Raw genomic sequence first — 15,413 nt, 5'->3', positions numbered from 1 at the left:
AGCTTATTTTCATATAAAAGTAGTTCGTAAAATACTATAAATACTATCTAATTTCCTACACTAGATTTCTTTTTAATCTATTATTTAACTCTCTTATTAAGTTTTTCAGTAATCATCTCTCGTAGTGCTTTTTTACTCACTTTTCCTAGGGGTGTTAATGGAAAAGAACCTACAAACTCTATCCTATCAGGAATTTTAAAAGCAGCAATTCCACGCTCCCTAAGAAACTTCTTAATTTCACTAACAGTTGGTTTTTCACCTCTAGAGATTAGAAAAGCACATGATCTCTCTCCTAAAAATTCATCAGGCATTGAAACAATTGCTACATCAAATATGGAATCATGAGCAAGAAGATGATTTTCAACTTCTTCAGCTGCAACTTTTTCTCCACCTCTATTAATTTGATCTTTATCACGACCTTCAACAACTATATACCCTGATTCGTTTACTCTAACTAAATCCCCTGTTCTATAGAAACCATCTACAGTAAATGCTTTTTTATTATGTTCTTCAGCTTTATAATAGCCTGGAATTGTATAAGGGCCTCTCGTTAAAAGTTGTCCAACCATTCCTACTTCTACTTCAGAATCCTCTTCATCAACTACTTTAATTTCATCATACTCTGACATTGGTCTACCTTGGGTAGTTACAATAGTTTCTTCTGAATCAGATAATCTTGTGTAATTGACTAAACCTTCTGCCATTCCAAATACTTGCTGCAAAGTGCAACCAAAAGCCGGTTTTACTCTACGAGCAGCTTGCTCACTAAATTTAGCTCCACCAACTTGCAACACCTGAAGACTAGATAAGTTATAATTAAGTGAAGATACAGCTTCAAGCCATATTAAAGCAATTGGTGGCACAACTGAAGTTATAGTAACCCTTTCCTTTTCAATAAGAGGAAATGCCTCATCTGGACTAGCTCCAGGTGAAAGAACAACCCTTCCTCCTGCATACAATACACCAAGAACACCTGGTGAACTAAGTGGATAGTTATGAGCAATTGGAAGAACTGCTAGATATACAGTATCCTCACTAATTCCACAAACTTCATCACTTACTTTTAAACTGTATATATAATCATCATGAGTTCTTGGAATTAACTTAGATAATCCAGTACTTCCCCCAGACAGTTGAAGAAAAGCAACATCAGAAGAATTTATTTCTGGTCTTTCTGCTATAGGTTCTTTATATAAACTAGTGAAAGATACAAATTCCTCTGAATCACCTATTACAATTACATCCTTCAAAGTTGAAACCTTATTTTTAACTTCCCTTGCTAAAGTACGATAATCAAATCCTAAGAAAGTATCTGGAATAATGTATGCAACTGCTTCAGTAAACTCACAAAAATAGGTAATTTCACTACCTCTGTGTGAAGGAAGTGCAAAGACAGGTAATGCACCTAATCTAAATAATGCAAAACAAACTTCAAAAAACTCTGTTATATTAGGAATTTGAATTACTACACAATCACCTTTCTTTATTCCTAGTGACTGAAGTCCAGCAGCTAGACAATCAACCTTATTATCTAATTCTCTATAAGTAAGATTCTTGTCCCCACTTGTGATAGCTACATGTTCCCCATAACTCTTAGCACGTTTATTAAGCATTTCTCCAAAAGTTTCTCCTTGCCAACAGCCCTCTTTCCTATAGAAATCAGCAAATTCTTTAGGCCAAGTAGGATATTTATTTGCCATCATCTATACTCAACTCCTTATTAAGCCCCATAGCTCTAAGCATTGTACGAAGCTTGGCTGTAGTTTCTGCTAATTCTTCTTCTGGCTTTGATTCAGCAACTATTCCAGCACCTGCAAACAAACGAAGAGACTTGTCCTCTACTTCTGCACAACGTATAGTAATTATCCACTCACCATCACCTTTACTGTCACACCAACCAAGTATTCCTGTAAAAAATCCTCTATCAAAAGGTTCAATCTTATGAATAACTTCTCTTGCAACCTCTGTTGGAGACCCACAAACAGCAGGGGTTGGGTGAAGGGCTAATGCAAGTTCTAAAGAAGAAGTTGTAGGATCAAGAAGTTCTCCTTTAATTTCTGTTGAAAGATGCCACATAGTCTCAGTGTGTAACAACGAAGGTTTTTCTGGCACCTCTAATTCTTTGCAAAATGGCCTAAGGGCTGAAGCAATTGCATTAACAACAACCTCATGCTCATGTAAATCCTTTAAAGAAGCAAGTAATTCCTCTGCTAGCCTTTGATCTTCAATTGGATCTTTACCGCGAGGTCTAGATCCTGCCAATGGATTGGCTATTAAATACTCTCCTGTTCTAGACATAAGTAGCTCTGGGCTTGCTCCTACTAATGTTTTTTTTCTAGAAGATTCATTCTTAGTTAAATCAACTGCAAAAGTATAACCAAGGTTATTATGTTGTGCTAAGTTGTGAAGTAATTGATAAATATCTACTGTTGTAGATGAAGTAAGGTGAAGTGATTTTGATAAAACAATCTTATTAATCTCACCACTCTTAATATAATTAACTCCTTTTTCTACTGCTTCTTCATACTGAGCAGGCTCTGGTATAGGTTTAATTTCACATGTAGATGATATAGCTGGCTTTACTGAACTATTAGCATCCAATTTTAGTGTATCTGTTATCTCTATACTTTCAGGTACAATAAGTTGTACATCTCTTTTATTATCAAAAGGTATTGCCCCAACAACTATTGGATTGTCATGTCCCTGCTTTTTAGCATTTTCTAATGCTTCCATAACACGATCTGTTAGGCATCCATCCTCATTATTACTATTAACGATTGAAAATACTCCTTTTCCTAATAAGGTTCTCTTTGGTGAAGCTAAAAAGAAATCACCAACTTTATATTCATCTAAAAGCTGTTTTTCTAATAATACAGAATTACTTTCATTTTTCATATTTTTACCGCTCCATTCTTTCCTATTATATTTTTTTAAACTCCTAAAGTAGCTCCACCATCTACACACAAATCAAGCATTGTAATATGATTTGCCTTATCTGAAACTAAAAAGAGAACAACATTAGCTATATCTGAAGGCCTTGCTATTTTTTTTAAGGGAATTCCTATTTTAAAAGCTTCGGGTGTACCTGCAATAACTGCATCTGCTCCATTTTCATCTTTCCACATAGCCCACTGCATTTCAGTATCAGTAGACCCAGGGGAAACTATATTACACCTAATGTTATACTTTGAAAGTTCTAAACCTAAACATTTAGTAAACATGGTAGATGCTGCTTTAGATGCTGCATAAGCTGCCATTGAAACTCTAGGAACCTTTGATGCATTTGATCCAACAGTAACAATTGAGCCTTTTTTACGAGTTATCATATACTTACTCACAGCCTTTGAAACATTAAAAACACCTGTTGAATTAACTGCAAAAGTTTTTTCCCAATTATCATTTGTAAGTGATTCAATTAATTCAGTATGCAAAACTCCAGCCACATTAACTAAAATTTCAATTGGCCCAATATTAAGTTCCACTGAATTTATCACTGCATTAACTGCACTACTATCACTTACATCTACTTGAAAGGCCTCTGCTTTGTATCCTTCTGATTTCAATTCATTTTTAAATTTACTAAGTTTTTCCCCATTATGATCTAACATAGCAACAACTGCACCAGATTCACACAAAGCTCTAACTACAGATTCTCCAATACCTTGTGCTGCACCTGTTACGGTTGCAACCTTTCCTTCTACTTTTAAAAAATTCATCTTATCTTTTCCTTTCTTTATATCCTAATCAGCAAACTGAGTATGATATTTTATTTAAATTAAAAAACAAACCAATTCACGATACTGATAATCATTTTCAATTATTTATGAAAATTATGTTATCATATGTATATCTTTCCTGTCAAGTATGATAATTGTTTTTAATTCAGATGTAAAATAACTCCAGTAAAATGTGCTATTATAAATATAATTAAATAAACTAATAATTATGGTGGTGATTATGAAAAATAAAATCTCTAAAACTGTATTTTTAATTACATCTATACTAGTATTATTTCTTATTTGCATTAGCTGCAAATCAAATAAACTCAATAAGAAAGATGTAACAATAGAAGCAACTGTTATAGAAAATAATTTGGAATATAAATATTTAACTGTAAGCAATACTGATGATCCAAACACTCCAGATAAAAGTAATAAGCTTCTTGCTTCTTGTAATGATGTTAAGATTTTTGATAGGAATGATTATGAGATAACCCAAGATATAATCAAATTAAACGATAAGATAACTATATTTTTTGATGGATCACTATTAGAAACTTATCCTGTTACTATATCAAATATAAAAAAAATTAAAATCAACTAAAAATATCAGGTTATATTTCAATATTATTTTGAAATATAACCTGATATTCTAATCTATATTATGCACATTCTTGTATTAAAAATGAACCTTAGAAGCTTTTTATTTGTTAAATAAACTGTTGTTATAGTCTTATTATTCTTCTACAAAAAGTAAAATCTCCATCAAGATCTTCTTCATAGTCTAATTCAAATACATTTATATCTCGATAATATGTTGAAACAGACAGATATCCAAGCACAAAACCAAGATCACCACAAATATTACAGCCACCATCCCCACCTTTAAGAAATTGCTTTGAATCCATAAGAACTTCATATTTTTCCTTCGGCAACCAATTTTGCACCTTCATAAAGTTTAAAAGTATTTCCTAATTTCAAATTTTCAAAAGGTGCTTCATTCATTAAATACGAAAGTTCAATAATTGAATTTAAATTTTCATCCATGTCAGTACAAAGTATTTCTGCACTCCAATCACCTTTACTATTACATGTATCATTAAATTTTATTATTGGGCAATACTTTCCACCTATTGGGGATACTGAACGACCACCTAACTCTTTTGGTATCCACTTCACTTCTGCAATTACAGTTTTTTTCATAGTTTCTCCTTCATCATTGGCAGTTAGTTTTAATTAAACTGTCCTAAATCAAAATCTATTTATATATTAAAATTATATTTTCACTTCCGACATTTTACAACAAAAACAACACTGGAGTTGACCTTATTTAATTCATAAATAAAATATTTACTTCTAGATTAGCACCAGCAAAATCATGTATACTAAAATAAATAATTATAGTGGTGATAGCGTGAAAGATGGGTTTTTGGTGTTGATAACACGACAAAAAGCCCTAAACAGGGCAAATTTAAAAAATATTCGATTGGTAAAGGATTAATAATAATCCGAAAGCTATGGTATTGCACCTTGTTGCCATAACACCTGCATATTTACAATAATCTGACCATAGCTCCAGATTTGTAAATACCGGGAGAGCAACATTTAAAAACACTTAAAAGGTGTAATTATAATACATCAAATTTACAATAAATACAAGTGTTGTAAAGTAAATGGCTAAATTGGCACTCTTTCATTACTATTTGTGCAGGCAATAGCCAGAATGGGGGTTTATATGAAAATAGATATGGAGGTTTGAAATGCAAATAATAAAACTAAAAAAAGAAAATATAACTGAAGTTATGACCATTCTTAATGAAAACTATAATGAAGTAATGAAAAAATTTCATTCTCAAGCTGTGCTAGATAGATTCAAAAAACATAACACTTATGAAAATTGGGAAAATCAAATGAAATGGAAAGAAATCTTTGTAGTTCAGGATAATGAAATAATTATTGCTACAGGCTCACTTGCTAACTTTGGAGATGATACCTCTTCAAAATACTGCATATCAAATTTCTTTGTAGGTTCTAAATTTCAGAATAAAGGAGTTGGCAAATTTCTTTTTAAACACATATTAGAAATTTCAAAAAATAAAGGAATCAACCTTTTACATGTACCAAGTAGCAGAACTGGATTTGAATTCTATAAAAAAGTTGGCTTTATTAAAGATGATATTCAAGATGATGAAATAGATGAAATTATTTGGATGACACTAAAAATATCAGACTATATTTCAATATAATGTTGAAATATAGCCTGATTTACTAATCTACAATCTTATTAACCTGCTTAGAAAGCTCGATCCAATTTTCCTTATCTTTAGAGTTCTTATTTAAATTTTCTAAAGCTTTAATTAGCTCTTCTCCTCTTTCTGAAAGCACTTCCATCCTTCTTTCATTATTAACACTTTCATTGCTAGAAGACATAAAAATATGAAGTTTATATAATGCACTTGGTGAATTTATATCGTCATTTTCAAGCTTTTTATATGAAGTTTTAGTTTTTATTTGTGAAGCTCTATATAAATTTGATGCTACCTTATTGTAATAATATCTTTTTTCATTTTCACTCATAGTATTATAATCTAATTTTAACAAATCACAAACATCTTTTATAGAATTAAAAAATGTTTCATCTGCATGTTTTCTTTCTTTGCTATGCTTAATAAAAGTGTATGCACCAAATCCTCCACCAATTGCCAATCCAACAATAAAACTTTTCTTCTTCATTACAATCCTCTCCTTACAAATCAAATTTTCTTTCTATATAGCACCATAAATGTAATCATAATACAATACATACAATTATATTTCTTCTTTTATAAAAAAGCAACAAAGTTATTTATCATGATTTTTTCTAAAACTTAAAAGGATTAAATCCTGCTAAAATCATACAGGCTCTAATCCTTTTAATGACTATTTTTTATACAAACTAGACAGTGGAACCCTAGTATATTGTACATATTCCTTATTTGTTGAATAAGCTACATAAAGATATCCATTCCATACTGTAGATTTAGGATAACTATATCCTAAAGTCTTACTCTTTCCAGTGTATTTTTGAGGTGGAAGATCTGTCCCACCTTTTCTAAGAACATATGCTTTGTCAAACATAATTCCATCTCGGCTTAATGTTACAGCTAATGGAGTACGTGTTTTATTTGTTACTGGATTTCCTACCATGTAGGCTATACCATTTGGTAAATTGCCTGCACTTTGTTTTGCTCTTGAATCTGGCATATCTGTTATTACTGGTGTTGTCCAACTTTCTCCATTATCTAAACTAACTGAAGCTAAACGACGATAGGTGCTGTTCTGATCACGAAAAGTCATGACTGCTGCCCCATCTTTACGTAAAAACCAGCTTGGTTCTAATTCTCTTGAAGCATTACCTGTGTATGGCATGTTAGTAAAAGACGCTCGAGTCCAACCTTTTATTCCTGAAGGATCATCTGTATAAATAGGTGATGCTGTTAGCCCTGGTTGAAAATGAGCAGCACCAATTATACGACCATCAGGAAGTGCATGTGGATCTTGCTCTATAACACCATTCATATAGCTCCCATCTGCCATTTCAAGCTGACTTAAATCTGTCCAATTTAAACCATCAGTGCTTACAGTGTAATATGTATATCCTCCCCTTGGTGAAATGTCTGATGGCCAAACATTTATATATGCTACAAGTTCATCTCCAGTAGCCCACCATCCACCTGAAGTACAATAACCTTTATCTGAAGGTACAGCTAATTCCATAGGCTTGGACCAGTTCTTGCCATCCCTACTACGGCTATAAGCTACCCAAGTATCTTCTGAATCTTCATCTTTAGCTGAACTCTGCCATTGACAATACAACCAGCCTTTGTAAGATGTCATAACAACACCATTAACGTATTTATCTGTTGCATTAGAAGGTTTGTAAATTGTAAATGTTTCTGTCCCCTTAGCTGTAGGTAACCCTAAATCTTCACTTTTTGTTTGATCAAATAAGTTTAACTTCACAGAGAATGGAGCTTCATCAGCTTTAGTAGCTATGCTTGTTATATTTAACATAAGACCCATTGATAAAATAAATATGACTAATGACTTTTTTCTCATTTTTTATTCCCCCTTTTGTATTTACACGTTTACATTTTAAATTGATCAACCCTATAAAAAAATAATATTAATAAGATTGTTTTTCTAAATCTATTTTGTACTGTAAGATTCAATATTTTTACTCTCTCACAATAAAATCCCAATATAAGTATATCATATTATATCCATACTTCTGAAGTGTGTTTACATCACCAATTACAATTTAATATATTAAAGATTAGAAGGAACTTTAAGATGAAAAAACTATTTAATATATTTTTTTAGATTTGTTTCAATAATAATTACACCATCTTCAGATTTTAAATTTGTATTTTCTATAGGATTTACATTATTAACTAGGTTGATTCCAATAGTATAAAAATCTTGAGCTACCTTTTCTAAATCCATACCAACAGTAGCAGACATAAGGCCTTTATCAATTAACTTTTTAGCTTCAGAGCTTCCATCTATTCCAAAAACCGGTATAATTTTTGAGTTATCCCCTTTATTATATCCATACTTTTGAAGTGCTTCAATAGCTCCTACTGCCAAATCATCATCATTAGCAATTATTGCATCAATTTTGCTACTATATGTTATGAATATATTTTCAATATAACTTTTAGCAATTTCTTTAGTCCAATTGGTAGCTAATGATTGAATTAGCTCTGTTTTCATTCCAGATTTCTCAATTGCTAAATTAAGGCCTTTTATTCTCATATTGGCTATTATATCATTAGTAGGACCTCTCAAAAGCACATATTGTAAAGTACCATCACCTTTTTTATCTTTAATACTGTTATTATTCCAAAAATCACTAATAATTTCACCTTGCATTTCACCTGCTTTTTCAGAATCAGGTATTGTAAATGCAACTTTATCATAGTCTTTTGAAACTTTTTTTACTACTTCTGGAGTAATATCAAACATTATCAAAGGAATACTATAAGGTTTAACTCTTGAAATAAAATCTCTTACAGAATTTTCTCTTGTATCTACTGGCATAGTTATAATCAGATCTACTTTGCTTTTAAGTAGGGAATCCAATATTTGATTTTGTAAACTTATATTATTTTGAGCATCAAAAACAGAAACTTTTATTTGATTTTCTTCTTGAAGATTCTCTAGCTCTTGTTTAAGTTGCTGCATAATAGAATTATCTAAACTAAATAATATCACTCCAACGTTAATTGTTTTTTTTATATTAGTACTAGAAAATGCTTTGATTTCACTATTAATTATTAATACAAAAATTATTACTATTACCCAAATTGTTTTAATTGTTTTTCTTAACACTTTTATTTTACCCCTCAATCTTATTTTAAATAGTATAGAATAGTATTAGGTTACGGATAAACATAAAATTTATTCTCTTAACAGCATATTTTTCTAAAATTAGTCTTATATTATAGTTTATAAATCAAAACTGATAAAGCTTAAAATATCTTCAATAAAGCCTTAAAAAAATATATTGAAATTTGAATGAAGAGTATTTGTTTTTTAGGCTAACTACCACACTATATAAAAGAATATAAGTATACTTTTACATAAGAGGTGTGTGATTATTCATGTATATAGAATTGTTAAACATAGGTTTTGCAAATATAATTGTTGCAAACAGAATAGTAGCTATAATTAAACTAGGATCATTGCCTGCAAAAAAAATAATACAACAAGCTAGAAATAGGCATATGTTAATAACTGTAACTCATGGTAGGAGAACAAAATCTATTATCATTACAGATAGTGGATATGTATTTCTATCTTCCATTCAGCCAGAAACATTACAACATAGATTATCTTTAAAATGCATAAATGAACTATAGATAATATTAATCAAGGTAGAATAGAAACTTATTGTATCTTGTATAAAAAATAAGAAGTGAAGTTCCTTAGAAAAGAACTTCACTTCTCATTTTTCTATATATATCTTTATTTAACTAATAAACCAACCTAACTATTACTTATAGAATTTATTCTTCCTTACACTTTAGGAATCTTAATTTGTACTAATTCATTCTTATTAAAGATAAATCCATTATCCAAAGGAACTTTATTTCCCTTAGCTCTTCCAACATTAACTATAAGTTGGTCATTTGGATTGCCAAAAATAATTCCTGAAATGGCTTCTTTAAATTTCTTTGTAACTAAATCAAATCCTCTAAGCTTTGTTGTGCTAGTTGTTCCTATTATTGAAATTCCTACATTTAAGCAGTCTTCTATTAATGTAACTATCACTGGATTTATACCTGCTTTTGTCTTTTCAATAAAATAATCACACTCATCTATTAAGATAAGAACTTTAGGTAATCTATTATAGAAGTTTCGTGGCAATATATCCTCTCCACTTTTTCTACTTTCTTCAAATAGACCTTTTCTCATTTCTATCTCTTCCTGCATCTCTTTTATGAAATTTTCTACATTCTCTTCATTACTCACATATTTAACATTCTCATTGCTTTTATATCCATAAAGTTCAGTGGTTATTGAATCAAAAAGATAAATTTGCTTCATATTTTCAACTGTTTCTAATACTGCTTTTACCACATTTGTTTTTCCTGATTGAGGCCCACCTATTATTAAGTTAATCCCCATATCTAAATCAATGTTTTTCACACTAATAGATTCTATATCTAGTCCAATTGGAATTAGATTATTTTTCTTTTCCTTAACATATCCTGATAGTTGTTTTACATTTAGGAATTCTGGTAGCATTTTGATGCCATCAAGCTCTTCACCAGTATATGAATCTTTGATTTTTCCAATTAATTTAAATATATTTTTTGTATACTCTATATCATTAGCAGCTTCTACACTAGAATATACTTGCATAATACTTGGACTTTCTATTTTAACCATTGCTCTTCCTGGCTCTTCTGGCAAAGTGTATTTTCCTCTTCCAACAAGGGCATTTACATCCATTTGGTCTAATAAATAATGTACAATTTTATTTTTAAAGTTATTTATAATTGAATACTTTATTGCAGTTGATCTTGTTGCAGAAATTATCATATATATTCCTAAACTTGCCCCATCTCTTGATAGTTTTAATAAGAAATCTTCTATTTCAGGATCTAACTCCTTAACTACATCATAGTTATCTAATATTATGATTATTGATTGAAGTTTTGTGTCAGATAACATATTATATGTTTTAAAATTAGATGTATTTGTTCTTCCAAACTCTGACTTTCTATAGCTCATTTCATAAACTAACAGTTTTATTAATTTATTTAGCTTAACATCATCTTCAAGTTTTAAATAATCTGCACAATGTGGAAGATCTTTCAACATAATTAATGAAGCACTTCCAAAATCTAGCACATAATATTTTAATAGTTTAGGTGGATTTTTTATAGCTAAACTTAGTGCTGTAGTCATTATAGTTGTTGATTTACCAAAACCACTTACTCCAAATATAGCCAAATTTCCATCTTCAACAAAATTAATAATATGCTCCCTTTGTGCCTGCTCTTCTGGAATATCAATCATTCCTACTGCCACTTCTGTATCTAATGTATCTATTTCATTTATATCTATTACTTTATCTATTTCAGTATGTGGTGATACCATATTAAATTCCAATGAAGGTAACCATGGCTTTTGAACCTTTTCTATATTCATTCCATTAAATATATGATTAATCTCTTCTATTACAGCATCTAATTCAGTTTTTTCTAAATTCGTACCTTCATTTTCTTCACTTAGATCTTTATTCAATAACTGGCCTTGTCCTAATTCATTAATTAAATAAACTCTATTATCTACTTTTTCACCTACAGAATTTTTATTATAAGTAGCGCCACTCCAAGCAGATTGGAATAATTCATATATCTCATTGTTTCCAACTTGAAGATAAGCTCTACCTGGCAGAGTTATATTTGCAGCATCAGGAGTTTTAAGTATCTCATTACTATCACTTTCATCTTGAACTTTTAAAGCTAATTTGAATTTTGAGTTACTCCAAATTTGTTCATCTACTACCCCTGCCGGTTTTTGTGTTGCCAGTATTAAATGTACCCCTAAACTTCTTCCTATTCTAGCAGCACTTATAAGCTCACTCATAAATTCTGGTTGCTCTTTTTTAAGCTCTGCAAATTCATCAGAAATTAGAAATATATGTGGCATTGGCTCATTAGCTTCTCCATTTTTAAAGAGTTTGTTGTACTGATTAATATGATTAACTTCATATTTGTTAAATATCCTTTGCCTTCTAGATAGCTCACTTTTAATAGACTCCATTGCTCTAGCACTTTCTGAACCATCAAGATTTGTGATTGCTCCTAGTAAGTGTGGCAAATTTTTAAATAAGCTTGCCATTCCTCCACCTTTATAATCTATAAGTAAGAAGCCTACTTCATAAGGATGGAAAGATACTGCCAATGACAAAATATATGATTGTATTATTTCACTTTTCCCAGAACCTGTAGTTCCTGCCACTAATCCATGAGGTCCATGGGCTTTTTCATGTAAATTTAATTCTACAATATCATCTTTTGCCCTTACCCCTAAAGGTACACTTAAAGTTTTGTGGGCGGTATTTTCTTTCCACCTTTTTGATATATTTAGCTCTTCAACTTTCTTCACATTATACATTTCTAAAAAGCTTATACTGTCAGGAATTTCTGTAAACATCCCTTGTACATGATTAATGCAGGAAAGTTTTCTTGCCATGGTTTCTAAATTAATATTTTCAATATGCTGCAAGGATAATTTTTTATCTACTAAAATTCCTTCATCTAATACTAAACTCCCATCTGCATAATTATCTATGGTAAATATAGTTTTAATATTTTCTGGTAAGTTAGCCTTTAACTCTGTTGTGTATATCATTGAGAATCCTAAATTCTCACTTTCTTTTTGTAAATATTCCATTATGGAATGATTTATAATTAAAATAGGCTCATCTATTATAAATATATAATGAGGTATAAATCTTGTTTCTTTCTTACTTTCTTCAGCTTTTAACTTTCTATCCTTTAATACTTCAAAAAGATTACTTAAGACTTGATCTCTTATTCTTTCAGAATTTACAAGCCCTGTTGCATTAATTGATTTTATTTTTAAATGGGGATACCATTTTGTCCATTGAAATTCTTTTCTATATTTTTCATCATGAATCATTACAATTTCTATATCATGATAGCTCTGAAAAAATGCAAGTTGAGATATTATTATATTTAACTGCTCATGGACATACTTCTTTTCTCCCACAATTCCAAGATGTGCTTTCTTTAAACTTACTATAACTGGCAAATCATCTATGTAATCATTTTTGTTAACAATCTTCTTTGCTTCTGTGATAAGTTCATCTTCTTCTAGTTCAATGCTTTCTCTATCAAACTTAACATTATAAGAAGGCTCCATTCTTGTTTTTCCTATACTTACATTAATAAAATCATCATCATTAATCTTTCTTTCATATATTCTACTATCATATAATTCTATAAGCTTTGATATTTTCTCTATGCTAGGATAATGATAGTTATAAGATTCTATTTGTTTATTTCTTAAATTATTTACTTCTTTTCTAATATCTAATAAATATTTTGTATATACCTCATCTCTTAGTTTTGCTTTTCTTTCTTTTTCTTTTTTTTCACTAATATATGATGTAACTGACATTATGGCACTCATCATAGTCCCAATAATACTAACTATAATATATATCCCTCTAGGCATTATAAAACATATCCCTACAGTTAAAATTGTCATTACTATAGGTGGAATTATTATCCTTGCTAGTTGCCCTTTTCTATTTTCTATCTTACTTGGTGGCTTTAATATATTTATAGTTTCAGTTGGAGAATTTTTAATAATTCGTGGAGACCTTTTGTAATTTGGAAATCCTTCAAATTTAGTATTTGGATTATCTATCTGCTGCAAATTTACAATAAACTTACTTTTATCTCCTTTAACTGCTATATATTCTCTGCTATATGTTATAAAAATGTTACTTACAGAAATGCAATCTCCTTCTGTGATTTTGTAAGTTCCATAAAACTGCTTCCCATTTACAAATACTTCTTGGTCATTTATATATAATTTTTCATTTTCTATTAAGACTTTACAATTATTATCTTTCACTTGAATATTTGCTTTTTTTGAACTGCTTATTCTTATAGATTCCTCATTTTTAAGTGAATAGTATTCAACATTTTCATCTTTAATTAAAATCTTATTTTTATCTCCATTTTTATCTACAAAGGCATATTTCTTATAATATTTCATTGTCCACTTTTTATCATTTTCATCTATTTCACCATTGTTTTTATAAAATATTACTCCATCTTTATAAGAAATTAATTCATTAAATTCTCCTAAATCATTGCTTAACTCAAATTTAGATGTTAGTTTTATTCTATATTCAAAAGGTATTTCTTTATAGCCTCCTTGGTAGTAAACAACTAATTCCTTCAAATTACTCATTTCTTACCTCCATTAGCTTTAGTTACCTCTGCTGCTTTGGTGGCCTCACTTGCCTTTTTTTCATCTGCAGCTTTCTTTTCGTCTGCTATTTTCTTATCTTCTGCAGCTTTCTTTTCATCTGCTATTTTCTTTATAGCACTATCTATTTCTTCTATCTTTTTCTCTTTTTCTGCCCCAGTTATATCATTAGAATTTGTATAGTATTCTTTTTCTTTTGTTAATGCATATAAACGTAGCTCATTATCCCCTATTTTTTTTGATATATCTATGGCTTCATCATATTTAGTTTGACCCAAATTAATCCAAAACCTTAATAAATTATCATTATTATCTACACTAATAGTTGATAATTTATTGTTCTTTTCATTATCTGCTAAATTTTCAGAGGATATAAAAGAATAAGCTAAAATGTATTTTGATTCCTTTGGTAACTTGTCTATTTCTATTTTATTTAATTTCTCAATTACCATACTATAATCTTGTACTAGAAATGAATTATTTGCACTAAGGATCTTTTCAGTGAAAGGTATTGTAATAAAAGTTTTGTAACATCCGTATATTAAAGTTATTAGTAATAAAACACTTGTGATTATGAGCATTATTTTTCTTTTTTTATGACCTTTTTTATCTATTACAATTTTATTTTTATAAAAATCTTCCAATTCAGCCTCATATTCTTCTATTAACACCTTCACTATGTCATCTAGATTAGTGCATTTTGAATATGTACTTGTTTTTTTATCATTTTCAAGTAAATCTAAGCCTCCTTGGCGATAATCTTCATAAGTATATTTTTCTTGTAATACATATCCTATTAAACTCTTATAGGCAACTATAAAATTTTCTTCTTCTCTTATGCTTGATATGTCTACTATATCTCTGTCTTTTATTTTTATTTCTAAATTGTAATCATAAAACAAATTATCTGGATTCATACTAAACTCATAATCTTCTGTTAATTTATATAATTTAGATATATTTATCAAAAAATTTAGTTTACCTGATAAATTTCTAGATTTAATAGACGCTATCTCTTTTAGGTTATCTAAATCATAATTAAATTTTACTACTTCACCTTCAATGCTTAGTCTGCAAGGAACAAAATTTGCATTTGCTTTAGTTAAACTATTTAGTTCATATTCTTTTCTAGCTTTAAGTTTATAAAGTTCTTTTACTTCTTCCATATAT

Annotated in this window: 13 protein-coding genes; 3 read left to right on the top strand and 10 right to left on the bottom strand. The window is 29.6% G+C overall.

Features of this window, described 5'->3' with window-relative positions:
• Positions 1-80: 80 nt before the first annotated feature.
• Genes NNC19_RS20470 through NNC19_RS20460 form a run of 3 tightly spaced genes read right to left on the bottom strand, consistent with a single transcriptional unit; the run spans position 81 to position 3,716 of the window.
• Positions 81-1,703, bottom strand: coding sequence for a (2,3-dihydroxybenzoyl)adenylate synthase (locus NNC19_RS20470; RefSeq protein WP_310940556.1), 1,623 nt, complete (start codon positions 1,701-1,703; stop codon positions 81-83).
• A complete protein-coding gene (gene dhbC, locus NNC19_RS20465; RefSeq protein ID WP_310940555.1) occupies positions 1,690-2,895 on the bottom strand; it encodes an isochorismate synthase DhbC in 1,206 nt (401 codons plus the stop codon). The genes NNC19_RS20470 and dhbC overlap by 14 nt, the downstream gene beginning before the upstream one ends.
• A gap of 35 nt (positions 2,896-2,930) precedes the next feature.
• The gene (locus NNC19_RS20460) at positions 2,931-3,716 is read right to left on the bottom strand and encodes a 2,3-dihydro-2,3-dihydroxybenzoate dehydrogenase (protein WP_310940554.1); all 786 of its coding nucleotides are present in this window, start codon (positions 3,714-3,716) and stop codon (positions 2,931-2,933) included.
• 241 nt (positions 3,717-3,957) lie between these two features.
• Here NNC19_RS20460 and NNC19_RS20455 point away from each other — a divergent pair, with 241 nt between their 5' ends.
• Positions 3,958-4,323, top strand: coding sequence for a hypothetical protein (locus NNC19_RS20455; protein WP_310940553.1), 366 nt, complete (start codon positions 3,958-3,960; stop codon positions 4,321-4,323).
• A gap of 121 nt (positions 4,324-4,444) precedes the next feature.
• Here NNC19_RS20455 and NNC19_RS20450 read toward each other — a convergent pair whose 3' ends face one another.
• Positions 4,445-4,654 (bottom strand): hypothetical protein, encoded by a 210-nt coding sequence (locus tag NNC19_RS20450; RefSeq protein WP_310940552.1) that lies wholly within the window; start codon positions 4,652-4,654, stop codon positions 4,445-4,447.
• Positions 4,635-4,922 (bottom strand): hypothetical protein, encoded by a 288-nt coding sequence (locus NNC19_RS20445; RefSeq protein ID WP_310940551.1) that lies wholly within the window; start codon positions 4,920-4,922, stop codon positions 4,635-4,637. Before NNC19_RS20445 ends, NNC19_RS20450 begins: the two co-directional genes overlap by 20 nt.
• A 557-nt stretch (positions 4,923-5,479) precedes the next feature.
• Between NNC19_RS20445 and NNC19_RS20440 the strand changes: the two genes are divergently transcribed.
• Positions 5,480-5,965, top strand: a complete 486-nt coding sequence (locus tag NNC19_RS20440; protein WP_310940550.1) for a GNAT family N-acetyltransferase — start codon at positions 5,480-5,482, stop codon at positions 5,963-5,965.
• 22 nt (positions 5,966-5,987) lie between these two features.
• On the opposite strand, the gene NNC19_RS20435 is transcribed toward NNC19_RS20440, so the two are convergent.
• The 3 genes from NNC19_RS20435 to NNC19_RS20425 form a co-directional block, all read right to left on the bottom strand.
• Positions 5,988-6,452, bottom strand: a complete 465-nt coding sequence (locus tag NNC19_RS20435) for a hypothetical protein (RefSeq protein WP_310940549.1) — start codon at positions 6,450-6,452, stop codon at positions 5,988-5,990.
• A gap of 186 nt (positions 6,453-6,638) precedes the next feature.
• Positions 6,639-7,817 carry a sialidase family protein gene (locus tag NNC19_RS20430; protein WP_310940548.1) on the bottom strand — a complete coding sequence of 393 codons (1,179 nt, stop codon included), beginning with the start codon at positions 7,815-7,817 and terminating at the stop codon, positions 6,639-6,641.
• Between the two features lie 243 nt (positions 7,818-8,060).
• Entirely contained in the window at positions 8,061-9,092 is a 1,032-nt protein-coding gene (locus NNC19_RS20425) for a galactose ABC transporter substrate-binding protein (RefSeq protein ID WP_310940547.1), read from the bottom strand.
• A 272-nt stretch (positions 9,093-9,364) separates the two neighbouring features.
• Between NNC19_RS20425 and NNC19_RS20420 the strand changes: the two genes are divergently transcribed.
• A complete protein-coding gene (locus tag NNC19_RS20420) occupies positions 9,365-9,622 on the top strand; it encodes an extracellular matrix/biofilm biosynthesis regulator RemA family protein (protein ID WP_310940546.1) in 258 nt (85 codons plus the stop codon).
• 157 nt (positions 9,623-9,779) lie between these two features.
• On the opposite strand, the gene essC is transcribed toward NNC19_RS20420, so the two are convergent.
• Positions 9,780-14,225: a type VII secretion protein EssC gene (gene essC / locus NNC19_RS20415; RefSeq protein WP_310940545.1), complete on the bottom strand. Its 4,446-nt coding sequence runs from the start codon at positions 14,223-14,225 to the stop codon at positions 9,780-9,782.
• Positions 14,222-15,409, bottom strand: coding sequence for a type VII secretion protein EssB/YukC (locus NNC19_RS20410; protein ID WP_310940544.1), 1,188 nt, complete (start codon positions 15,407-15,409; stop codon positions 14,222-14,224). The genes essC and NNC19_RS20410 overlap by 4 nt, the downstream gene beginning before the upstream one ends.
• Between the last annotated feature and the right edge of the window lie 4 nt (positions 15,410-15,413).

The organism is Clostridium sp. SHJSY1 (assembly GCF_031626875.1).
GTDB lineage: Bacteria > Bacillota > Clostridia > Clostridiales > Clostridiaceae > Clostridium.
Note: the sequence above shows the minus strand (reverse complement) of the source record. Positions and strands in the feature narration are given on the sequence as shown.

Excerpts from the sequence above, each read along its gene's own strand:
- NNC19_RS20410 (WP_310940544.1), bottom strand. The coding sequence starts at position 15,409 with ATGGAAGAAGTAAAAGAACTTTATAAACTTAAAGCTAGAAAAGAATAT.
- dhbC (WP_310940555.1), bottom strand. The coding sequence starts at position 2,895 with ATGAAAAATGAAAGTAATTCTGTATTATTAGAAAAACAGCTTTTAGAT.
- NNC19_RS20420 (WP_310940546.1), top strand. The coding sequence starts at position 9,365 with ATGTATATAGAATTGTTAAACATAGGTTTTGCAAATATAATTGTTGCA.
- NNC19_RS20455 (WP_310940553.1), top strand. The coding sequence starts at position 3,958 with ATGAAAAATAAAATCTCTAAAACTGTATTTTTAATTACATCTATACTA.
- NNC19_RS20470 (WP_310940556.1), bottom strand. The coding sequence starts at position 1,703 with ATGATGGCAAATAAATATCCTACTTGGCCTAAAGAATTTGCTGATTTC.
- NNC19_RS20460 (WP_310940554.1), bottom strand. The coding sequence starts at position 3,716 with ATGAATTTTTTAAAAGTAGAAGGAAAGGTTGCAACCGTAACAGGTGCA.
- NNC19_RS20445 (WP_310940551.1), bottom strand. The coding sequence starts at position 4,922 with ATGAAAAAAACTGTAATTGCAGAAGTGAAGTGGATACCAAAAGAGTTA.
- essC (WP_310940545.1), bottom strand. The coding sequence starts at position 14,225 with ATGAGTAATTTGAAGGAATTAGTTGTTTACTACCAAGGAGGCTATAAA.
- NNC19_RS20440 (WP_310940550.1), top strand. The coding sequence starts at position 5,480 with ATGCAAATAATAAAACTAAAAAAAGAAAATATAACTGAAGTTATGACC.
- NNC19_RS20430 (WP_310940548.1), bottom strand. The coding sequence starts at position 7,817 with ATGAGAAAAAAGTCATTAGTCATATTTATTTTATCAATGGGTCTTATG.
- NNC19_RS20435 (WP_310940549.1), bottom strand. The coding sequence starts at position 6,452 with ATGAAGAAGAAAAGTTTTATTGTTGGATTGGCAATTGGTGGAGGATTT.